This window comes from Halorussus limi, assembly GCF_023238205.1.
Classification (GTDB): Archaea; Halobacteriota; Halobacteria; order Halobacteriales; family Haladaptataceae; genus Halorussus; species Halorussus limi.
Window position 1 is genome coordinate 53,847 of the sequence record NZ_CP096663.1, and the last position, 20,412, is coordinate 74,258.

30 protein-coding genes and 1 pseudogene are annotated in these 20,412 nt (G+C 57.9%); 15 read left to right on the forward strand and 16 right to left on the reverse strand.

The features are described from left to right. Positions 1 to 447 precede the first annotated feature (447 nt). Entirely contained in the window at positions 448 to 933 is a 486-nt protein-coding gene (locus M0R89_RS22835) for a RipA family octameric membrane protein (RefSeq protein WP_248653234.1), read from the forward strand. Positions 934 to 1,142: 209 nt separating this feature from the next. On the opposite strand, the gene M0R89_RS22840 is transcribed toward M0R89_RS22835, so the two are convergent. The 3 genes from M0R89_RS22840 to M0R89_RS22850 form a co-directional block, all read right to left on the reverse strand. Further along, the gene (locus tag M0R89_RS22840; RefSeq protein ID WP_248653235.1) at positions 1,143 to 1,622 is read right to left on the reverse strand and encodes a hypothetical protein; all 480 of its coding nucleotides are present in this window, start codon (positions 1,620 to 1,622) and stop codon (positions 1,143 to 1,145) included. 118 nt (positions 1,623 to 1,740) lie between these two features. Next, positions 1,741 to 1,935 (reverse strand): hypothetical protein, encoded by a 195-nt coding sequence (locus tag M0R89_RS22845; protein WP_248653236.1) that lies wholly within the window; start codon positions 1,933 to 1,935, stop codon positions 1,741 to 1,743. Between the two features lie 37 nt (positions 1,936 to 1,972). After that, the gene (locus M0R89_RS22850) at positions 1,973 to 2,704 is read right to left on the reverse strand and encodes a hypothetical protein (protein WP_248653237.1); all 732 of its coding nucleotides are present in this window, start codon (positions 2,702 to 2,704) and stop codon (positions 1,973 to 1,975) included. A gap of 223 nt (positions 2,705 to 2,927) precedes the next feature. Between M0R89_RS22850 and M0R89_RS22855 the strand changes: the two genes are divergently transcribed. From M0R89_RS22855 to M0R89_RS22880, 6 genes are all read left to right on the forward strand, one after another. Further along, complete coding sequence (locus M0R89_RS22855; RefSeq protein ID WP_248653238.1) at positions 2,928 to 3,407, forward strand: hypothetical protein; 480 nt, start codon at positions 2,928 to 2,930, stop codon at positions 3,405 to 3,407. A gap of 162 nt (positions 3,408 to 3,569) precedes the next feature. Continuing rightward, positions 3,570 to 4,619, forward strand: a complete 1,050-nt coding sequence (locus M0R89_RS22860; RefSeq protein WP_248653239.1) for a DUF2249 domain-containing protein — start codon at positions 3,570 to 3,572, stop codon at positions 4,617 to 4,619. Between the two features lie 121 nt (positions 4,620 to 4,740). Next, on the forward strand, positions 4,741 to 5,454 hold the full coding sequence (gene ric, locus M0R89_RS22865) for an iron-sulfur cluster repair di-iron protein (protein WP_248653240.1): 714 nt from the start codon (positions 4,741 to 4,743) through the stop codon (positions 5,452 to 5,454). A 59-nt stretch (positions 5,455 to 5,513) separates the two neighbouring features. Further along, on the forward strand, positions 5,514 to 5,708 hold the full coding sequence (locus tag M0R89_RS22870; RefSeq protein WP_438267706.1) for a hypothetical protein: 195 nt from the start codon (positions 5,514 to 5,516) through the stop codon (positions 5,706 to 5,708). Then, the gene (locus M0R89_RS22875) at positions 5,701 to 5,985 is read left to right on the forward strand and encodes a sulfurtransferase TusA family protein (protein ID WP_248653241.1); all 285 of its coding nucleotides are present in this window, start codon (positions 5,701 to 5,703) and stop codon (positions 5,983 to 5,985) included. Before M0R89_RS22870 ends, M0R89_RS22875 begins: the two co-directional genes overlap by 8 nt. 50 nt (positions 5,986 to 6,035) lie before the next feature. Beyond that, positions 6,036 to 6,266: a hypothetical protein gene (locus M0R89_RS22880; RefSeq protein WP_248653242.1), complete on the forward strand. Its 231-nt coding sequence runs from the start codon at positions 6,036 to 6,038 to the stop codon at positions 6,264 to 6,266. A gap of 39 nt (positions 6,267 to 6,305) precedes the next feature. Here the strand turns inward: M0R89_RS22880 and M0R89_RS22885 are convergent. Beyond that, a pseudogene (locus M0R89_RS22885) lies at positions 6,306 to 6,540 on the reverse strand (DUF2249 domain-containing protein). A 67-nt stretch (positions 6,541 to 6,607) separates the two neighbouring features. Here M0R89_RS22885 and M0R89_RS23365 point away from each other — a divergent pair. Then, a complete protein-coding gene (locus M0R89_RS23365; RefSeq protein ID WP_256478586.1) occupies positions 6,608 to 6,742 on the forward strand; it encodes a hypothetical protein in 135 nt (44 codons plus the stop codon). Between the two features lie 82 nt (positions 6,743 to 6,824). Here the strand turns inward: M0R89_RS23365 and M0R89_RS22890 are convergent, their stop codons facing one another. Then, positions 6,825 to 7,349: a DUF7970 domain-containing protein gene (locus tag M0R89_RS22890; protein WP_248653243.1), complete on the reverse strand. Its 525-nt coding sequence runs from the start codon at positions 7,347 to 7,349 to the stop codon at positions 6,825 to 6,827. Beyond that, a complete protein-coding gene (locus tag M0R89_RS22895) occupies positions 7,346 to 8,338 on the reverse strand; it encodes a ParA family protein (RefSeq protein WP_248653244.1) in 993 nt (330 codons plus the stop codon). Before M0R89_RS22895 ends, M0R89_RS22890 begins: the two co-directional genes overlap by 4 nt. 760 nt (positions 8,339 to 9,098) lie before the next feature. Between M0R89_RS22895 and M0R89_RS22900 the strand changes: the two genes are divergently transcribed. The 4 genes from M0R89_RS22900 (at position 9,099) to M0R89_RS22915 (ending at position 12,242) form a co-directional block, all read left to right on the forward strand. Then, positions 9,099 to 10,535, forward strand: coding sequence for an FAD-dependent oxidoreductase (locus M0R89_RS22900; protein ID WP_248653245.1), 1,437 nt, complete (start codon positions 9,099 to 9,101; stop codon positions 10,533 to 10,535). Positions 10,536 to 10,780: 245 nt separating this feature from the next. Continuing rightward, entirely contained in the window at positions 10,781 to 10,966 is a 186-nt protein-coding gene (locus M0R89_RS22905; RefSeq protein WP_248653246.1) for a hypothetical protein, read from the forward strand. Between the two features lie 216 nt (positions 10,967 to 11,182). Next, positions 11,183 to 11,836 (forward strand): ribonuclease HI family protein, encoded by a 654-nt coding sequence (locus M0R89_RS22910; protein ID WP_248653247.1) that lies wholly within the window; start codon positions 11,183 to 11,185, stop codon positions 11,834 to 11,836. Between the two features lie 217 nt (positions 11,837 to 12,053). After that, positions 12,054 to 12,242, forward strand: a complete 189-nt coding sequence (locus tag M0R89_RS22915; protein WP_248653248.1) for a hypothetical protein — start codon at positions 12,054 to 12,056, stop codon at positions 12,240 to 12,242. A 135-nt stretch (positions 12,243 to 12,377) separates the two neighbouring features. On the opposite strand, the gene M0R89_RS22920 is transcribed toward M0R89_RS22915, so the two are convergent. The 3 genes from M0R89_RS22920 to M0R89_RS22930 form a co-directional block, all read right to left on the reverse strand. Then, positions 12,378 to 13,034: a hypothetical protein gene (locus M0R89_RS22920; protein ID WP_248653249.1), complete on the reverse strand. Its 657-nt coding sequence runs from the start codon at positions 13,032 to 13,034 to the stop codon at positions 12,378 to 12,380. Positions 13,035 to 13,289: 255 nt separating this feature from the next. Beyond that, positions 13,290 to 13,448 (reverse strand): hypothetical protein, encoded by a 159-nt coding sequence (locus M0R89_RS22925; protein WP_163523562.1) that lies wholly within the window; start codon positions 13,446 to 13,448, stop codon positions 13,290 to 13,292. A 598-nt stretch (positions 13,449 to 14,046) separates the two neighbouring features. Further along, the gene (locus M0R89_RS22930) at positions 14,047 to 14,391 is read right to left on the reverse strand and encodes a hypothetical protein (protein ID WP_248653250.1); all 345 of its coding nucleotides are present in this window, start codon (positions 14,389 to 14,391) and stop codon (positions 14,047 to 14,049) included. Positions 14,392 to 14,480: 89 nt separating this feature from the next. Between M0R89_RS22930 and M0R89_RS22935 the strand changes: the two genes are divergently transcribed. Next, the gene (locus tag M0R89_RS22935; protein ID WP_248653251.1) at positions 14,481 to 14,858 is read left to right on the forward strand and encodes a hypothetical protein; all 378 of its coding nucleotides are present in this window, start codon (positions 14,481 to 14,483) and stop codon (positions 14,856 to 14,858) included. 62 nt (positions 14,859 to 14,920) lie between these two features. Then, entirely contained in the window at positions 14,921 to 16,210 is a 1,290-nt protein-coding gene (locus M0R89_RS22940) for an outer membrane protein assembly factor BamB family protein (RefSeq protein ID WP_248653252.1), read from the forward strand. A gap of 455 nt (positions 16,211 to 16,665) precedes the next feature. Here the strand turns inward: M0R89_RS22940 and M0R89_RS22945 are convergent, their stop codons facing one another. After that, positions 16,666 to 17,130: an NAD(P)H-hydrate epimerase gene (locus M0R89_RS22945; protein WP_368408911.1), complete on the reverse strand. Its 465-nt coding sequence runs from the start codon at positions 17,128 to 17,130 to the stop codon at positions 16,666 to 16,668. A 215-nt stretch (positions 17,131 to 17,345) separates the two neighbouring features. Between M0R89_RS22945 and M0R89_RS22950 the strand changes: the two genes are divergently transcribed. Continuing rightward, on the forward strand, positions 17,346 to 17,594 hold the full coding sequence (locus tag M0R89_RS22950) for a DUF3179 domain-containing (seleno)protein (RefSeq protein ID WP_248653254.1): 249 nt from the start codon (positions 17,346 to 17,348) through the stop codon (positions 17,592 to 17,594). A gap of 96 nt (positions 17,595 to 17,690) precedes the next feature. Here M0R89_RS22950 and M0R89_RS22955 read toward each other — a convergent pair whose 3' ends face one another. The 6 genes from M0R89_RS22955 to M0R89_RS22980 all read right to left on the reverse strand — a co-directional run bounded on the left by M0R89_RS22955 (position 17,691) and on the right by M0R89_RS22980 (position 20,358). Further along, on the reverse strand, positions 17,691 to 18,047 hold the full coding sequence (locus M0R89_RS22955; protein ID WP_248653255.1) for a hypothetical protein: 357 nt from the start codon (positions 18,045 to 18,047) through the stop codon (positions 17,691 to 17,693). A 181-nt stretch (positions 18,048 to 18,228) separates the two neighbouring features. After that, the gene (locus M0R89_RS22960; RefSeq protein WP_248653256.1) at positions 18,229 to 18,438 is read right to left on the reverse strand and encodes a DUF8129 domain-containing protein; all 210 of its coding nucleotides are present in this window, start codon (positions 18,436 to 18,438) and stop codon (positions 18,229 to 18,231) included. A 122-nt stretch (positions 18,439 to 18,560) separates the two neighbouring features. Beyond that, positions 18,561 to 18,998, reverse strand: a complete 438-nt coding sequence (locus M0R89_RS22965; RefSeq protein WP_248653257.1) for a hypothetical protein — start codon at positions 18,996 to 18,998, stop codon at positions 18,561 to 18,563. An 82-nt stretch (positions 18,999 to 19,080) separates the two neighbouring features. Then, positions 19,081 to 19,527, reverse strand: coding sequence for an SWIM zinc finger family protein (locus M0R89_RS22970; protein WP_248653258.1), 447 nt, complete (start codon positions 19,525 to 19,527; stop codon positions 19,081 to 19,083). Between the two features lie 199 nt (positions 19,528 to 19,726). Beyond that, a complete protein-coding gene (locus M0R89_RS22975; RefSeq protein WP_248653259.1) occupies positions 19,727 to 20,131 on the reverse strand; it encodes a PIN domain-containing protein in 405 nt (134 codons plus the stop codon). Continuing rightward, positions 20,128 to 20,358, reverse strand: coding sequence for a DUF7557 family protein (locus M0R89_RS22980; protein WP_248653260.1), 231 nt, complete (start codon positions 20,356 to 20,358; stop codon positions 20,128 to 20,130). The genes M0R89_RS22975 and M0R89_RS22980 overlap by 4 nt, the downstream gene beginning before the upstream one ends. Positions 20,359 to 20,412 lie beyond the last annotated feature (54 nt).

A 20,412-nucleotide genomic window follows, 5' to 3' on the forward strand; every position in this document is an offset into this window, starting at 1 on the left:
GTGTGTGAGTTGCCGCGAGGGCGGACGCTGTCTCGGTGCTGGACCCATCGGGGCGTTTTCGCGGTCAGTATCTCCCCCGCGCCACATCGCTACAGTGAGACGCTCGCGGATAGTGATCTAATCTTCTCTCCTACAGAGATTGTTATCAATGCATGATGTACACGGAATTACGCCAATAAGCGAGTTGCTGCACTCCTTGTGAACGGCCTCGTTGAATACGCCCAAGAGGGATGTTACAAATTCACGAATAAAGGTTGGAAGTATCTTGCTGTCGGGGTTGAGGTGAATTAATGGGAGAACAACGATAGTTGAACAAAATTATAGGACGGGAGTAGCAGTCGCACAAATCAAGTTTTGCTATGCGAATAACCGTGCTAAGTATTGGTATTCTAGGGGAGGAGAGGGATGCTGAGAGTTTAGTAAATCTACATTGATAGTATAGCTGTTATGGCCTCCGAAGATGGAAGAGCGGGGGACATTGAGACTGCACAAGAGCTTGAGACCGAGATATACACCTGTGCGGTCGATATCTTTCAAAGACAACGGGAAATGTATTGGACGAGAAACTCCATTGCCATTTTTCTTCAAGCAACGCTGGCGAGCGCTTTAACATTAAGTGATTTGGATCCGATATTCGTTTTAGTTTTTGGTGTTTTTGGGACTTTCTTTTCCATGACGTGGGCATACATAAACATAAAGGCGTACAGGACGATCACTTGGTGGAAAGAAACAATTCTGACCTTAGAAGAAAATCTGAGTGACCATAGCTGTATTCTCGGTATTTATTCTGCAAACTCAGAAGTAAAGGAGAGCCAACAAGAGGGATATCTACATTTCCTTGGATATCGTTTACCGGTGGATCTTCCATTACCTATCCTCACAGGTCTATTTTGGTCTCTGACCTTCTTGTACGGTGTTCGTCTGGTTCTATAGTATAAATTAATGAGGGATCCTGTAGTCATCAGCAGACTTTATAGCCATCCCCGGCTCCGACTTACTCCGTAAGCCCGTTAATCATCTCAATTTTCTATATTTCCCGCCTACATACCCCTTTATGCCAGCAGCAAGGCTTTGGTGAGGAACCTGAAATTCCTCTACGAGAGTCGCTGAGGATGAGACCGCGAAATCTTCGCTGAGTGTGTCTATGACCGGAGTTTCTCGGAGTCGATCTTCCGCTGAGTAGGCAAGTACCAGAGGATCTCCTTGATGTCGGTCCCCTTCGAGATTTCGACGGAGAGGTTTTTCCCACCCGAAATGTGTAGTTCGAGAACCTGCGGTCGACGGAATATGGCAAGGAGTATAATTAGGACTCCAATGAGGATCGGGGCGGTCACGATTCCGAGGGCCAGCGTCTGGAGGTCTATTTTCCGACCGTACTCGACAGACGTGATGTTCTCGAGGGGGACTTCTCGAAATCCGAATCCACCGGCGATCTTGTCGTGTTTGAGTAGCCGGTCGTTCGTCACGTACCAGTGACTCTCACCGTATCCGAACAGGGATTTCAGCCACGGGATAAGCCCGGTCGGACGGTGTTTGAAGGAGTATGACACCTCCTCACCTTTCAGCATATAGTCCTCGATATCCCTTCCAGCGGTCTCTTGCGTTTTCTCTGCTGTTGCCATCAATCAGTCGTCACAGGTTTACTACTTATAACCCATGTGCGATTATCAATAGACACGTCTCGGAAATTCCTAGGCTATTCTGTTGATTCTTTTCTCCTGCAGTTCATCCTTTAACTCTTCAATTGTCTTCAGGCCTACCGTTCATCGGGCGCGTTGCCGCGGCCGCGCCATGCAGCAGCCCCGCCTCAACGCGCCCCCGGATGATGTCCACCAACCCGTGGTTCCGGTACTTGTCGAGGCGAATCGTCGTCGCGGTCCGCACCCATGATTGAACCTGACTCTCGGCCGCCGCGGGGAAGTCGTCTTCGTCCACGCAGACCGTGAGCATCGTATCCGAGAAGGGATTCCAGTTAGAGTACGTCTTTCCCGGTTCCTGCTGTTACTGTTTGCAGTATCTCTACAGCGTCGGAGAGTTCCGCTGTCGATTCAAAGCGGAGCGTGTCTGGTCGTGTCAAACCGATCTTTGAAGCAGCCCAACTAATTGCCTGCCCGAGTTGGCCTTGTTCTGACTCGTACCATCGTAGGTCGATTTCCAACTGCTCCGGACGCGGTTCGACCGATGCGAGTCGAGAGAGGCCATAGCAGACGTTCCCAACACAGAGAGATGGTGGAGAAATACTATATTCCGTACCGGTGACTTCCCATTCCACCAGTAGGTGATTCGGGAGAACCACTGCCGGTTCGACGTCAATCGCGTTTTGGACTGCATCAATGATTTCATCGGACGAATCGCCATTCATCGTGAAAGCTTCGTGTTCGGGAACATACCGAAGACACGGTTCGGAGTCGCGTACGAGTTCAATTTTCCGTATACCAAAGATGCGGGCACCCCCAGACATCTCCAGAAGTGATTTGATCACTTCTAGTGACCTCTCAGACACGTGAGCGTCATACCGTACAGCATCACTGCCACCGGTTTGCGAGAAGGTGTCGTCCAACTCCTGGATAATTGACGGGTAGTCGTCGGCTACTGTTCCCGTCTCGATCGATAGGACGATTCGGTCCGCGAAGGACGACGCTGCTTGGATGACCGCAAATAGTACCTCCTCATGACGTGGTGTACCCTCTATCGGATAGCTCACGATGAGAGTGTGAGTGGGTTGGTACTGGGTCAAGATATCTAGTAGACAGGAAGGCCGACCGGGGGCTTAATAGTTAATCCTCCCAAGATGTAGTCGTTCGAGAGATGTAGTCTTTCGTGACGCTATAGAAGATCGGTTCTTTTATCTCAATCACATTTATTTTTCTGCATATTGAACGGTATCTCCCGAACCTATTTCCGCGACAATAGCTGGTGAGTATCAGATGGAACCCGATCGATCAAACCACTCCACTCCGTCTTCAGCATCCAAGAAGGCAACTCGAAATCCGCCAACGAAGCGAGCAGCACTCGTTGGTGGGATTGTCGGGATATGTCTCGGCCTATGCTCGCATTTTCTGATACTGGATTATTCTGTAGTCTCTATTACCATCTGTCTCCTGTACTTCATCGGGGTTACGCTCATGATCGACTATGTCAGTGTCCTCCGACAGACCCCCTACGATGGCGGGAGTTGGTGGACCATTGCCTTCGGTGCCACCACCGGACTCGTTATGATGGTCGCACAGTTGGTCTACCACCCGATCGTTACAGATAAGATCGCAGTAAAGCGCGTCCTCCCCGAGGGAGTGAGGACTGTTCCGTTTAACCTCATCCTTATCTTGTGGCTTCTCATGTTCGGTGTCGCGTTAGTCTCACTGACATATGGAATCGGAATGGCAGTAACGGACATGTCCGAAGGCTAATCCTCTCTGTCAGCCTCCCGCTGGCTGGTACGAATCTGCGCCATCCTTCCAAGCAGCCTCCTTTCTGCCGTGATAAATAGCTGCTGAGTCACTTGGACTATCGGCCGAATTCATTCGGGAGAGAACCTATTGGCGGACGGTTCGACCTCCTCAGTAGAGACGATGGTATCCGAAATCGACGTTCGCGAGCGGACGGCCGACGAGTGCCGTGAGCAAATCCGGGAGGACCTGCGGGACATCCCCACCGGTGAGACGGTGACTATCGTGGCCCACCACGATGTCGAGGCGGCACTGTACCAGTACCAAATCAAACGTGGCGAGACGCTAGATTGGCAGTACGAGAATGCAGGACCGGAGGTATGGGAGATTCGCGTGAGTAAATCGGAGCGCGCTGGGGGAGGAACTGCCCTGACCGAGTTCGACGTGCGGGAGATGCCGCCGCGAAAGCGCCACTCGGTACTCCTCGAAACCTTCGAGCTACTCGACCCGGAAGAAGGGTTCGTCCTGGTGAACGACCACGACCCGAAGCCGCTCTACCACGAACTTCGCTCTACCCGCGGCGACATCTTCGAGTGGGAGTACACGAACCGCGACTCCCAAGAGTGGACGGTCGAGATACGCAAGACCGACGAAGGTGAGGTGGAAGACGACGACGAGGTACAGGCGAAATTCGACGTTCGTGAAATCCCAAAACAGGAGCGACATCCGACGATTCATCACCGGTACGGGAACCTCGAAGACGGCAACGCGATGGAGATAACCGCCCCGCACGAACCCCGTCCGCTCCACCGGGAGTTCCGACAGCGATACGGACAGTCGTTCTCGTGGGAGGTCCGAGACAAAGAGCCGGGCCGCTGTCGCGTCCGTATCACGAAAGGAGGCCAGTCGAGTACCGACGACGAAGCTCCGTCGCAGTCAACCGACGAGTCGATGGACGTGACGGAGGAACTGGACGTTCGGGACCTGCCGCCCGCCCAGCGCCACCAACAGATTTTCGAGGCGTACGAGCAACTTCAGTCGGGTGAGGCGTTCGTCTTGGTGAACGACCACGACCCGAAACCGCTCTATCACCAGTTCGAAGCGGAAACCGGGAGCGAGTTCCGATGGGAGTACCGGCAGCAAGAACCCGGCGAGTTCAGAGTCCTAATCGGGAAGGCGGACGTTATCGAGAACGACTCCTCGACATCCGAGACCACGAAAGCGCCGTTTTGAACGTTCGGGTCCGGATGTCCCAGCTACGGATTCGGAGGGAGACGTGACGGCCTCGGAGTTGTTCGGGTGAATTCCTATGTCACCCCGAGAGAACAGTACGAGTACAGGAGAGGTGATTCGAATGACTACGACAACAATTGATGCGGAACGGAGTCTCGCCGACCTCGTCGAGGAGAACCCGGAGTTCGCCCGCGTTTTCGAGTCCTTCGACATCGATTTCTGTTGTGGGGGAGACGCCTCCCTCGAAACCGCGTGTGCAGGATCGGGACTCGAACTGTCCGCGGTTCGTGACGAACTGGCGGCAGTGAAGGACAGCGACGGCAAACAGGACTGGGAAACGATGTCGGACCTCGTCGACTACATCGTCTCCGAACACCACGAGTATCTCCGCGAGGAGCTTCCAGCACTGGAGGACCTCGTTCGGAAGGTCGTGAGCGTCCACGGGGAGAATCACCCGGAACTGCAGCGAGTCGGGGAGGAGTTCTCCGACCTCGCCGAGGCGATGCAGACGCACATCTCCGAGGAGGAAGACGAGGCGTTTTTGCTCGTCGAGAAACTCGACCGCGGCGAGCCACTCACAGAGTCGGAAGCGGCGACGCTCCGGGAGGAGATAGATGACTTCGAGGACGACCACGAGGAGACCGCGGCACGTCTCGAGCAGATCGAGGCGTTGACCGACGGATACGCGGTCCCGGACGACGCCTGTCCGAGTTACCGCAACATGCTCGCCCGTCTCGAAGAACTCGAACGAGACACCCACATGCACGTCCATCGAGAGAACAACATATTGTTCTCCAGAGCCGAGCAGGAGCTATCGACCGCGACCCGGAGTTGAGTTTCGCTGGCTGATCTATTCGTTCCATCGCGCCACGCCGCCCCCGACACGAGTTCTCCGTGGGGAACTACCTCGGCAATCCTGTGGGGCTTGCCGTCCTCGCCAAGATCGGGTGCATCGGTCTACTGGTCGTCATCTTCGAGCTCTGCCCGATGTGGCGGGCCTGCTCGCCTATCGACGGCGTCTGCGAACTCGAAGACCTCGGGAACGGACGACCGTCGGGCGGTTCGGCGGAGGGCGAAGCCGATGACTGAGTCCGAAGTCCCCGAGACGGGTCCGGACGTCGAACCCGACACGACTGTCGACAATCGGGGACGCGGCTGTGCGAGCGGAATTGCTCGCGTCCAGCGCGCACTGGAGGACCTCGAAGACGGTGCGATACTGCGAATTCAAAGTACGGACAAGCGGGCGAAACAGGAGTACCCTCAACTGGCGGCACAGACTGGTCACGAACTTCTGGGAATCGAGACGAACCGGAGCGGTCTCCTCAGAAAGGAGTACACGACGTACCTCGAAATCCACCACGAGTGACCGACAGCCGACCGCAGAACGCACCCTACAGTGCATAGAACACCGACCGAATGCAGCGGGAGCGACTGGCCGACGGTGATTCTCTCGACACTTTCGACCTGCTGGTGACGGCGCTCGCCGTCGTCGAGCCGAGTGAGTCGTTCTACGGCACGTCTCTCGATGTGGTCAGGCCTGCAGACACATTCGGTATCGCGCAGGTCGGCACAGACGTACGGAGGTACGTCGGACGACTCCACTACGTCACGGGTACGGCCGAAATAGAAATCGGATTCTGTCCGTGAGGGTCGCAGACGGCGTCGTGTCGCCGCATCGGGCCGCTGTCACTCTTTGCGCAGCGTGGCGATGAACTGGTCGGGTCCGATCTTATCGACGACGTATTCGTCCGCGTCGAACGACTCGACTTCGGTCTGCATCTGGTAGTACAGCGGTTTCGGGTCGTGGTCGTTGACGAGCGTGAGGGCCTCACCGCTGTCGAGTTCGTCGAACGCGTCGAAAACCTTCGGGGTGGCGTTCCGGCGGCGGCACGTCGCGGAGGTCGAGTGTCTCTCCGGTCATGTGGACGGAACTGGACACGCTCGTCACGAAACTCTTGTCACGAACAGGTTCGCGGACGACTGTACTGATGTCACCGCGTCCGTCACGGCGGTTCTCCTATCGTGACGACGGAGTTCTGGCGGTGGTGCGCCGTCGGTGGGTCGAGAGAACCTTCGCGTTCTTCATCGTCGCCGGTGGCAGTCTCAGACCCGCCAGCATCTGACTGCTTCGGCGTCGGTCGGGGGAGAGAGCGGTACTGTTCGAGGCGCTGGCTCTCGTCCCATTGGCCCTCCCCTCTCCGGGGGTCACTCGAGGGTGCCGAATCCCTCGTCTTCCATCAACTCGGCGATGCGCTCGGGGTTCTGGAACGCCGCGAGAAGCGCGAACTCCCGTGCGTCCGTCTTCGAGACTTCGCTCGTTCCGAGCAGGTCGGCGAGTTCACCCCGGAACTCCGCCTCCCGGTCGGCGACCTTGTCCCGGACGTGGATCTCGAGACGCGTGTCCCGTTCGTCGCCGACGTTACTCCGCCGGACGAAGTACGGATACTCGTCCGCGGAGGCAGCAGACTCACCGGACTCCCGCGCTGAAACTCGCCCGGTCGTCGATTGCTCGGACCTGTCCTCGCTCTCCGACGACGTTCCACTCGGCGACGTTGTCGAGGACCTGCCCGACGATGTCGACGCGGACTGTTCGGTCGGAGTCGATTTGGACTCGCCGTCTTCCTCTTCACGTGTCTCTGCCGTTTCCGCAGTGGTGTCGTCTTCGTCGCCGTTCTCGTCGTCGTCACCGCCGAAATCGAGGTTTCCGGAGCCGGATTTGAAGTTGCTCATGCGGTCGCCTCCGTTTCCTCGTCCTCTCGGAGGTCGATGGTTCGGTTCTCGAACTCCTGAATGTCGAGTTCTAACACCGGATCGACGTCGGTGTCGAACGTGTCCACTGCGACGAATCGGGCGAGTTCGTACAGTCTCTCCAGCGTCTCGATCTCTCTATCGCGTACTCGCCGTTGGCTCGGTTCACTCACCATCTCGCCGTCTCGCTCGAAGGTCTTCCAACGCTCTTCGACGACTTTGAACGCCGACCCCCTCGCCTCCCACATCGCGTCCATGAGGCTCTCCCGGTTCCCGATGGTAACTGGCGTGGCGAACGCCTCCGTGTCCTCGAACTGCTGCTGGTACTGGCGGTGAGCGTTCGTTTGGCCGACGCCCGAGGGGACGACGCAGGAGAGCCCGATTTCGATGTCCAGTTGGGTCTCCATGTTGCCGACGAGTTCTTCGAGTCCTTCCAGACTCAGGTTGCCTTTTCCGGCGGGCTTGACGGGCGCGACGAGCGTCCGCAGTGCGAAAATCGCGTTGTAGAGCAGGTCTTCCGCCCGCGCGTTGGGGTCGATGAGAACCGCGTCGTACTCCTGATGGAGTTCCTGTTTCTCCCAGAGTAACTCGTGGAGGAGTTCGAACCGGGGGTACTCGTCGCGACTCATGTTCTGCATGCCGGTTTCGTAGGATATCTTCTGCTCCAGATTCGAGGTGAAGTCCCCGAGCATGTCGTGGCTCGGGACGATATCGACGCCTTCGGCCGTCGTCTCGATCAAGTCGTCGAAGTCACCGTCCGGCATGTCGAGGATGTGCTTGACAAGATTGTCCGCATCCCGTTCGCTTCGGTGTTCGCCAGCGTCGAACAGACTCGTCAGGTTCCCCTCTTGGGGGTCGAGATCTATCACGAGGGTATTTTGACCCATTCGCTCCAACGCGACGGCGAGGTTAGCCGTCATCGTCGTCTTGTACGTCCCGCCCGACTCGGAGTAGATTACAGTCGTTATCATATGCCGCCGGATTTCTCCCACTGTACTATAAATCTGTGTCAGACGACCGGGGCAGATATCTGTAATACTTTTCTGTCATATACATCTGTAATAGACCTCTGTAACCCGCCACGTATGGCGATTGTAGTAGCCCTCACGGAATTAAAACCATCTAGTACAGACATCTATTACAGGCACCTATTACAGAAGTCTGTGACACAGTTCTGTATTCGGTGAGTGTCCACTAAACTGACGCACGTCGTCTGGTAGAGAACACTGTCACGGAACATCGTCATTGGAATTCGGTACTCAATTCTGTAACAGACACCTGTAACGGACGTCTGTTATAGACGCTCGCCACATGCAGTAAATACAGACATATACCACGGAAGGCTGTAACACAGTGCTGTATTCGGTGAGTGTACACTGAGTTGGCGCAGGTCACCTGGTATAGAACACTGTCACGGAACATCGTCATTGAAATCCGCCACTCATATCTGTAACAGATGTCTGTAACGGGCGCCTGTTATAGACGCTCGCCACATCCACTAGATACAGACATATACCACGGAAGGCTGTGACAGAAGCTCTGTCGAACGTGGAGTAAGACAGTCGGAGCGCGGTGAAAGCTGTCGGTATCCGTCCGCGCCGGAATCTCCTGAAAATATGTTCGCGAGGTGTAAAATGCGTTCACTCCACGAGCGTCCTGCTACGTGAATGGTTCATCGCGGTGACGCGCGCCGGTCCGTGTGAAGTCGAACTGCACGCCCGACCCATCTTTATGATTCGGCCGCCCGATTCATGTTCTGTGCCAACGTTCGTCGTCGTCGGCGGCGATGCCGCCGGAATGTCAGCGGCCAGTAAAGCGAAACGGGACGACCCGGATCTCGACGTCGTCGTCTTCGAACAGGGGGAGTGGGTTTCGTACGGCGCCTGCGGACTCCCGTATTATATCAAAGGTGAGATCGACTCCCTCGAAGATCTCGTCTCGGTCACGCCCGAGGAGTTCCGTCAGGAACGGGATATCGATCTCCGAACCGGACACGAAGTCGTCGATATCGACCCCTCGAAGCGGGTCGTCACAGCACGGAGTGACGATGGAGCGGTGAGACAGGAGTACGATCACCTACTCGTTGCGACGGGCGCAGAGGCAATAACGCCGCCGATCGACGGGGTAGACCACACGGGCGTCTACACGCTCGGGTCGATGTCAGACGGGAAAGACCTCCGTGACTACGTGGGGCGGGCGCGTGCCGACGGCAATCTGCAGCAACCCGACAGGGGACCTGCGTGCCAGTTCCTCGAAACGTGTACCGGACCTGTCGGCATCGTCGGTGGTGGATACATCGGTATCGAGATGGCGGAAGCGCTCGCGGCCAACGGATTCGAGGTCCACCTCTTCCAGCGCGGCGACCGTATTCTGAAGCAGTTCAGCGAGGCCACGAGTGAGACTGTCCTCGACCACCTCGCCGACCGAGACGTTGCGGTCTACCTCGGGGCGGAAGTAGAGACGCTCGCGGGCGACGACAGGGTCGAAGCGGTCGTCACCGACGACGTACGCGTCCCTGTCGAAATGGTACTCGTCGGGACCGGCGTCCGCCCGCGAACAGCCCTCGCCGAGGACGCGGGCGTTCAATTAGGCGAAACGGGGGCCATCGCGACCGACACGTACCGAGAGACGAACCTCCCGGACGTGTACGCGGCAGGCGACTGTGCGGAGACCGAACACGTCGTCACGGGCGAGCCAGCGTACGTGCCCTTGGCGTTGACCGCCAACCGCCACGGCCGGGCAATCGGACAGACTGTCGCAGGAGAACCGACGGAGGGCGGCGGTACCGCAGGGACAGCGGCAGTCAAGGCGTTCGAGATGGAGGCCGCTCGGACCGGGGTTCTGAATCACGAGGAGGCCCGTGCGGTCGGCTTCGAACCGATGACCGAGACCATCGAGGCGAAATCTCGCGCTGGCTACTATCCCGAAGGTGGGACCGTGCAAGTAACGCTCACCGTCGATCGGCCGTCCGGTCGCGTACTCGGCGGCAGTCTCGTCTCCGAGTACGGTGAGGGTGCCGTCTACCGAAGCCACGCGCTCGTCGGTGCAGTGACCGAAGGCATCACCGTCGACGAACTCTCAAACTACGATCTCGCGTACGCACCGCCGTTCAATACGACGTGGGACCCCGTCCTGACCGCTGCGAAGGTAGTCGAAAGCGAGCGCTGAACTGTCCCGCGGTCGTCGCCAAGCGCGGGGCTAGTCGTCGTGCAACGAGTCTCAGAGTACGTCCGGCAGTTCTCAGTCAGTTTACGTCGAAAGGGTCCCGGTTCGTCGAGTTCACATCTGAGACGTTGCAGTGCGTCAGACTCGTCCCGTGACTCGACTTGCATTAGCACCGCTGTAGACTGTGCAACCGTTCCGTTGACCGACGGCCACCACATTTTCGGGTACCCGGGCGAAACGCAGAGATAATGGGCCTGATGCAGAAGCTCCGGCGGCTACTCGGACTCGTCGAGGGTCACGAGGACAAGATAGCGAAGCAGGTCAGCAAGCGAACCAGCGTGAGCGAAGAGAAGGCCAAACGAGGCATCGAGAAGGTCCAAGAGACGGTCGGCGAAGACTCGAACAACGACGTCGGAGACCCGAACCGTCGCTGACGACAGCCAGACCGAATGCCATAGATCTGCCCGTGTATCAGCCGCTGAGGACCCCGCGGGACCGACCGATTCGAAACGACCGGCCACCGGTACCACCTGAAGGGATTATGCCGCTCGACCACCGAGGACCCGTATGCAGTGGTGCGACCAGCCAAAGAGGACAGCCGCGAGCGACGGTGTGAGAACGCGGAACCGAATTCCGAAGGAGGACGTGGCGTGACCGACGACCCGCTTCCGGCCGAACACCTCTCGCCGCTCGCTGCGCTCGTCGACGAGGTACTCGCGGGCGTCGGTTACGAGATGGCGGCCGCTACCGACGCCATCGACGACGCCGTCCCCGGCTACGGCGGTCTCTTCGACCCCGCGACCACCTCGGACGAGTTGCGTCAGGCGCTCGAAGACCTGCTGGCGTCGGGGGTCACCCAGCCACCCGTCGCCGAGTCGACGAGCGACACCTTCGTCCTCTACGTCGACGGTAGCTCGCGGGGCAATCCCGGTCCCGCAGGTGCGGGCGCGGTCATCATGGACGCAACGGAGGACGAACTCGCTCGTCTCGGCCGCCCCGTCGGCTCCCGGACGGGCAACAACACCGCCGAGTACGTCGCCCTCCGGCTCGGCCTCTCCGAACTGCTGGCTCGCTACGAGCCACGGAGACTGGAGGTGCGTATCGATTCGATGACGGTCATCCGAGACGTCTGGGGCGGCGACGACCCGACGGAACCGGGCGTCGAAGCCTATAGCGAGGCCGTCAGGACCGCATTGGCGAGCATCCCGGAACACGAGTACACGCATCTGGCCGACAGCGACCCGAACCCCGCCGACGCACTGGCCACAGTAGGAGCCGATATCGCGGCCTTCGGACCCGGATAGGAGTAGTGCGTTCGTCTGTCCTGTTGGCGTCCGTGCGGTCGTTCTACTCGTGGTCAGTGAAATGGCATGGTCGGTGTAGTTGTACTTGATTCTAAGACCGCTTAAACCGTGTTTCCACTACACTGCAGGTCTTGTTTTACGAACCTCTTAGCGCGTTCGTTCCCTCAGATGAACCGGGGGATTCCGTAGGCGGAACCGTGGAATCCGACCTCGAATCATGAACGCAGGCACCAGTATCGACGACAGAATCGTACTGCAACCGGAATCGACTAGCGAGCAACAGGTGCGGAACCTGCTTATGGACGCGGTCACCGAACACGATGCGGCCACGCTCTTGTGGACGACTGCGGACCTCGGTGACTACTCCGAGCTGCACGGAAAGCACGCCCACAGGGACGAGGAGTAGGGGCTGGTAATGCCGTGGGACGACGCCGAGGAGTTCCCCGTGTACGGTGAAAGGCAAGACTACAGACGCCTTCTGCAAGCACTTATCAGCCAATCATTGTACCAGAGTGACGACGGTGTAGAGTTCCGAGCCACCTTAATTCGTGCACGACTCGTCCGAACTGAGAGAGAGGGTATACCACTCCCCGTCGTAGTCGACGTACCACGTGTAGTGGGCTTCAGGAAAGGCGGTCTCCCGAAGTCGCTCCAGGAGCCGGTGCCATGCGCGGGAAGGAGACTGGGTTGTTTCGTGATAGCCGTCGGTCACCGCCGCGTCCAGAATGGCTTGCTCTTCGGGTGTGGGGGGCTCAATTCGGATGATGTGGCGGTCGGCAATCAACTCACGGAATGACTCGGCACTTTCTGCCACCCGTTCAGCAGTGTATTCGTGTACGAGTTTCTCCATCGTGGTTGTTCGGTGGGCCGTCACCTCGTAGGCCCTCCCCTCCCAGCGAACCCACAACTCGCCCTCGTCCACAAACGTTGACTCAGCGGTCCCGTCCCGGTATGGAACTGGAGACGCGGAAAAATCGAGTATCGTCTCCGGATAGACTTGGGGTTTGTAGAGACCGCCGTAGACGGTGGACCGCAATGCTAATTGGTCGGATTCGGGGAGGTCCGGGAACGATAACACCGTAGCGTTCGGTGATGGCGTTTGACGGGGGTTCCACGTGACGCTGAGTACGAGTGCCGGTAGTTCAGCGGTGTAGCTGTTGGCAAGTTCGACGTAGTAATACGAGTTATCGAACTCCACGTACGAGGCCTGTTTGAGTGGGCGAGGCCCGTAGGAAGCAGTCGTACTCCCATGGCGACTTGCTCGGTGAGCGAGTGTCCGCTGAAATCGGTTGTACGTGGGCAGAAGGTCCGTCACGGGGTCGAAGGGTTCAGCGACGGCCCCGTACTCACAGAGGTCCTGTTCATCCCTCGAACCCCCGAATGGAAGTGAACTACAGCCCGCACCCAAGAGCGCGAGGCCGGATGCAACGAGTGTTCGTCGTGAATACATAGTCTACAGGCAGGTGTACGCGCCGGGCGCTCCGTAGGACGTTACTTCGGTTTTGAAACCGTAGAGGAGGCCGTTGTCACAGGAGACACTCTTCCAGATCTTGACGTGGTCGTCAGTGTAGACGACGATTACGAAGACGGTCTGGCCGTACGGCTCGGCCATCGTCCAAGTGCGTGTCGTACCGGGGTCCAACGTGTACCGTCCGTAGAGTTGGACCTCACTAGGAAACGAAAGGGACATCACCGTGTGATAGTCGCCGGGATGACTCGAACTGATACCAGCAGTCCCCTCGGTCGTGTTGTAGTCACCACCAGTACTGCGATGTACTTGGATGTCATTGATCTCTGTCCCTTCACCGACCCAAAGTTCGAGCGTGTGGCTCGTATCCGCGCTATTAGTAAAATTGATGAACACTGGACGGTCTTGTGGGGTCGACGTATCGGAAGTGCCTGGTAGCGCCCCCGCTAAAAATAGTCCGCTAAAACAGAGTCCCGCCAACAGGAGAATGATACTTCCGCGGAGAAGACGAGTCATCGTCTGCTGAATCATACTCTAAACCCTTAACAATTCGCAACTTCCCGGCGTGTCATCGCCATTAGAGTTGGTGTTTTGCCGCTATTTAGGCATGCTTGTACCAGCCCTTCCAGGGAAGAATTCCGGAAATACACGGACGCTCCGTGCTGAATACAGAGGAGGGGATGGATTAATTGGTGGGGTATGAGATTGGTGTTCGGCGTGTTCGTTGGAGATAGTCTTGGGCTTACTCTTTGTGTTGTTGGTTGTGTAGTCCTGATGAGACGCCGACGGTGAGGGCGACGACTACTGTGAGGATGTGTATTGTTCCGAACTCAGCGCTATTGTTAGTGAATTCGAGTATCAGGAAGACAGATGTCATAGTAGTGATGACAAATTGGCCTTCGTTTCTGGCTGTTCCTCCGTAAAGTAGCCAATTCCAAACCTCTGGGCGCAATATTACGATAGACCCATTTATGATTATGACTCCCACCCCGATAGAAAATAGTAGTGTTCCAGTAGTTACGATTGTGTACACAAAGGCGAGGGCACCGATAAGTACGGACAGGGCAAACCGTGACGCGTCGTTCATACGGGTATCTTTTTTCGTTACTGTAAAAACATGTCTAACTGACGTGGAAATTAGCGGCTATTCGGAACTACAGGACCTCGAGGCGAAGCGTGTTGAAGACGATTGGCGGTACTGCGGCCTTCGCGAGTGCTGCAGGGGTCGGCAGCGCAGAGGGCAGACAGGGTACGATTCATCACGCGTACAAGTCGTTCATAGAGGACAACTGGGACAACGCCAACGATACCTCGAAGGACCTCGTCGAAGAGTTCGAGCGGGGAGCGAGCAGCCCGCAGTGGGATGGTTCGATGAAAGAGGCTTGCAAGACAATAGCAAGTGATTCGACGAACTACTCCGATCAGGTCTACGAGACGATCGTGAACAACGGCCCCAACAACCGAGACGACTGGGACGAGTTCGTCGAAAATTCGGCGTACGCGTGCATGTGGTTCATCGGGGCGTACTCTCGCGGAGCGATCAACCAGCTGTAACCACGACCGGCATATCGGTAACGGACAGTGGCCGCCCGCACTATTTCTTGGTGAACAACCCGATGCGGCGACGGCTCAGGTCGCCGGACGACCGTCATCTCGGAAGAAAGAGTTATGAAATTAACATTCTAATCTCGGATATGAAGCGGAGAACGTTCCTGTCGACAGCGGCCGTCGGCGCAAGTACACTCTCGGGGTGTCTGTCGATGCTCCCGTCGTCAGACTCGGACACCCCCCTGCCGGACGTTCCCACGGGAGCGTGGACACAGTACGGAGCCGACGCGGCGAACACGTTCGCAACAGACGTATCCGCTCCATCGCAGGGGAACCTGGCATGGACGTCGGAGACCTTCACACGCTGGCAGCCTGCGGTTTCCGACGGAACAGTGTACACGACGAACTTCGACCCCAGCCACGACGGGAGTGCAATCGCACTCGACGCACAGGACGGCACCGAACAGTGGCGAACCACCCTCGACGCCAGCGGGGCCAACGGGACTGTCGTCGTCGACGAGAGATGTATCGTGGCATACGACACGGAACTCGTCGCGCTCGATCCCGAAACGGGCGAGCGAATCTGGACCGAAACGACGAACGGTCTCGAATTATCGGAACTGCTCGTCGCAGACGAAGCCACCGGGACCGTACTGGTCGCGTCCGAAAGCGGTATCGAGGCGTTCGGAGCAGCGAACGGGAAGAAACGCTGGGAAACCGACACGATACGCCCACTCGTCCATGCGCCTGCAGTGTACGACGGGCGCGTGTTCGCGGTAGGAAACGTCGATGGAGCGCCGTCCCTCGTTGCCCTCTCGCTGGAGGACGGCGCGGAGCGCTGGCGGAGCGAACTCACCTCCGGACCCGAGTCCGCCGCGCCCGTCGCGACCCAAGAAGGGGTGTTCGTCGCCGACGACCGAACGCTCGTCGCCTACGACAGGGAAACCGGCGACCGCCACCGCGAACTCCACTCGTTCGGCGAGGGCGAAGATGCAATCGCTCACACGGTTGCGGCCGACGACGGTACCGTGTTCGTCACTAGCGCGTCCGGTGCCGTCGCAGTCGACAGCGAAACCGGAACGGAACGATGGCGCCGCGACGCTCCGGTGTACGACCCGGGAATCTGTGTCGGAACCGAAACGGTCGTGTTCCCGATCGACGACCCCGAATACTCACCCGGCAAGAAGACGATCAGCGCGCTCGATCGCGACTCGGGAGAGATGCGCTGGCACCACGCGTTCGACCGGTCCCCCAACGTGATCGTACCGCCGATACTGGTCGACGGAGCCGTGTTCTTTACAGCCAGTAACATGGACAGTCTCGCGGCCCTCGGCGACGTGCCCGCACGGGATAGTTAGTTCCCAGCGCCGTCCGCCCTTTCCTCGCGAGAACGTCGCTCCATCGCTATCGCTCCGACTCCCCCGTGAAGAAGTCACTCGTCGGGAGGAGTGATACCGAATTCGGTCGTGCGGTCTCACACTCAGAATAGATTACTCCCCGAAAGGAGGAGGGGTACACTCCTCCTCGCGAGTCAGTTGCCTCGAGTCGGTCCGTCTGTCCCGGAACACCGCGGCCGGGACGCCTGCCACCGGGTCGCGCGCTGTAGTCGCCCGCGATTGAAGGTGTCGTTGAAGTGGGTCGCGAACGTCTGCTTCACACCGTCGAGGCCAAGGACGGCGTCGACAGCGTTGACACCGCCGGTGATAACACCTGTGTCGCGCGCGGTGATGGTATAGGCTCCGTCATCTCCTCGTGAGTCACGGTCGACAGCTGTAACGTATCGCAGGTTACGAAGTGCGATGGAGGACAACGCTTACCGTTCTACCGCCACGCAGTAGGACTCTCTGAACGGTGTTTCGTACTCGATACCCACTCGGTCGTACACGATACGCGGGATACTGATATCTCCGAGGTAGAGCCGACTCTCGATTTCGCGAAGGCCGGTCTTCGGAAGTGCCAGCGTGAGTATCTCGTCCGATTCGACGAGCAGTCCGGGACGCTCGCCAGTCGTCGCGTCGAGTCCCGATGGCACGTCGAGGGAAACGGTAGGTGTCTCGGTATCGTTACAGAGGTCGATGAGGTCCTGAGTCCGTCCACGAGGAGCACCCTGCAGACCGTACCCGATGAGCGAATCGACGACGGTGTCCGCCTCGCTACACACGTCAGAAGCGTCCGAGGTGGTGACGGAGACGTTCATCCCCTCGAGAATGCGATACTGGGTCGATACGGCACCGTCTAAGGCATCCGGAGAGCGGTCGAGGACGACAGACACGGACACGTCCCGATTGGCGAGGTGGCGTCCACAGGCGAGTCCCCCGCCACCGTTTCTCCGTTACCCGCGAGTATAGCCACGCGCTCCGGGTCGCGTTCGAGAACACGACCCGCGAGATTGCGTCCGGCGTTCTTCATCATCTGGAGCAGCGTTAAACCGACATCGTCGACGGCGACGCGGTCGGATTTCCACTCTCATGGGTCAGAGAGAACGGAGGGGTCGTGACGACCACCGTCGGTGGAACTGGTGTCGTCGTGTTCGCGTCCGAGAACGGAATCTACGCGTTTCGGAACCCCGACTACGAGTTCGAACAGACCGAGAGCGGGGCGTACGAGGCCGACGGAACCACGTGGGACGAAGCGACGGGCGAGTCAGCGGACGGACGGTCCCTTGGAGCTGTATCCGCGAAACGGCTGTTCGCGTTCGCGTGGCAGGACGACCACGGTCACGATGCGTTCTACTCCCCGTAACGAGCAATAGACACTCACAGTCACCGCTAACCGAAGTGAGTACGTGCGGTTCAGCAGAAATACAGCGAAATCGGAGACGCCCGAACGGTCGGCCCGTCAGAACGTGATGATTTCGTAGTCGTCGTCGACGAGCGACCGGATGCTGGGGTGGCCCTCGTGCTCGTCTATCGTCACGACGCCGGCGTCCTGAATCGCATCGTCGACGCCGAACGCACCGGCGCAGTAATCGCAAGCCGATGCGCTCTCGCTGACCGACGCGTAGAGGTCATGGTAGTCGTGGTCTTCGTCTTCGAGTTCGGGAATCCACTGCGTCCCTGCGCCGTCGAAGATGAGTTCGAGTTCATCGCCGTCGTTCTCGGCGAATTCTTTCGCGGCTTCGAGACCGTTGACGACGCGACCGTTGTCGGCGTGCGATTCGGTACCGGCCAGAATCACGATAGCTGCTTTCGCCATAACGACTCGGTATTGGTCTATGAGACGTAAGTATCGGATGACGGCGGCGAGTCCGCCCGCGACTAAAGATCCTTTTATTTGTATTTATTATTAGTCCCTGGAGGTTATTGTCACTTTTCACTACAGCTTAATATCCCAACCCTTATGGCGCAGAATCAATTGTGTCACCAACTACTGACGACTATTCCGCGCGAATTTCTTCTGCACGCCGCTTGAGCCGTCGGAGAATTTGGATGCGATTTTGGTGAGTATTCTCGTAGGCGACACAGGCACGGAGCGTGTCCATGTCGTCTATCGTCGCAATGCTTGGATCGATGAGCCGGATGTTTCGCGGCTCAAGTCGTTGTTCTGGTGAGAGTCCATTCGATTCGTCGTCTATGACGTTGCTCACTTGTTGTCGCCTCCGCTCCTGTCGGAGACGACGAAAAAACAACCGAGAGCAATTTTTTGGACTCTAAGCCGGTAGACTACATGAGACGTGTTTCGAGGTACGGATGAAAGAGCGCGACCGGACTAGCAGTCACGGTCGGTGTACCGCTGGCGCTCCGGCCGAATCTCTCCAGCGAGGACCTCGCTTTCGTAGTGATCGCCGACACTTCTATCGAGATCGACGAGTTTGTACACGCCGTCACCGGTCCAGCCACAGTCGGCTGAACATCGAGCGACCGCGTACGCATTTGCACCCTCGCGGAGATGGATACCGTTGAGCGTGAGCGCGCTATCGCACGCTGGACAGATGGGACTGACCGAGGTGTACGTATCCCCGAGCATCACCTGGATGTCTGTCGTGGCGTCGCTGAGCGTCTCGTTGGGGACAGTTCCAACAGCTGTTTCGAGTGACTCACAGAGGGCCTGCTGTTCGGCTTCGTCTTCTGGAAGGTTGGTGTTCGTAACTGCGATGGTTAGTCGTGCGAGCGAAGCGTCGTCATTCGTGTTTTCGGGAGAAGTCATAGGATTCGGAATCTATTGCTGGTTGTTGTGCTTCGATGCAGCGTGGCAGAACGTAGCAGGGGTCGTCTTGAGGTACAGAGTGCTATTCGGGGAGGTCACGTCGTCCGGTCCGGTAGCACTCCCAGCACGGGAAATCGCTGGAGAAGTCCGCACAGTCACAGTCCGATTCATCTATCTCCGGTTGTTCTTCTGAGTTCTCCTTATGGTCGCGCACTTGGTTTGAGGGCTGGACAGTCTCGCCACCGTCGGCGAGGAGTTGGTGGTGGCGGACGGCGTCGAGAATAGGCCGGCGGAGCGCAACAGCAACACGGTGTTTACACGCCTCGCTGTATTTCGCGTCTGCCGGGCACGTACACGCAGTCGGTAGGTCGTCCTCGATGCAAACGGTGTATTCGTGATTCTCCGGGTCGGCGTAGCTCCCATTCCGCACGCGCACATCACCGTTTTGAAGTTCGAATTCGAGGGCTTCGTACTGTGCTCGTTTTCGGACTCTACTCGTCGTTTCTAGGTTTGCGAGTGGCGTTGTCATGCTGGTCGTGAGGCACCGGGAAGTCGAGTGCCCCGCACCCTTCGGGGGCAGAAAATAACCCTGCTGTATCAACACGACTACTTAGAGTCCACTTTGGAAAACGGAGAATACTGCTTGTCTCCTCATCTCTGCTCCCGAGGAGACTTTCGTTTGCCCAGCCAGGATGCTACTACATTTGGAAAACGCTAGCCAATCGCCGTCATCGATACGTTTCGACCTCGACGCCGTCGATCGTTTCGAAATGTGAGTCGGCCGTCAAAATCGGCTCGTCGCGTTCGAGTGCTGTCGCTGCAATTGCGGCATCACCTTTCCCGATGCCCGGTCCATCGCCATCGCCTGTGTTCATTTGCTCGCCGAGCAGTCGACCAGCACGACGGGAGATACTCGGTGACATCTCCACGAGCGGGTAGATGTCGAAAATCGCTTCGACTTGCTGGCGTTCCCGTGCCGAGTTTGTGACTTTCCCCACGCCGATGTAGAGTTCGAGCAGGGTCATCGCGGGAATGACGAGGGGGACACCTGCGGCTTCGAGTTCTCGTTCTTTCTCGATGGCCTCCTCCACACCGTCGATGACGTCCAGCACGAAGATCGTGTCGACGATCATTCGAAGCGTTCGCCGATTTCACGGACCTCGGCTACGTCCTCTTCATCTGCTGTTTCGATTGCGTCCCGCATCTCGTCTACCTGCTCATCATCGAAGATGTCCTGAAGGTCACGAAGCGAACGGTCGTTGATAAGGCGCTCGATGGCGTCGCTAAACGACTCTCCCTCCTGCTTGTTTGCTTTGATGCGCTCGTAGAGGTCGTCGTTGAGTCGGACCTGATGCGACATCCTTGTTGACAACGTTGACGCCGAACGTGAATTAGTGTTTGGGTCACTCACGAA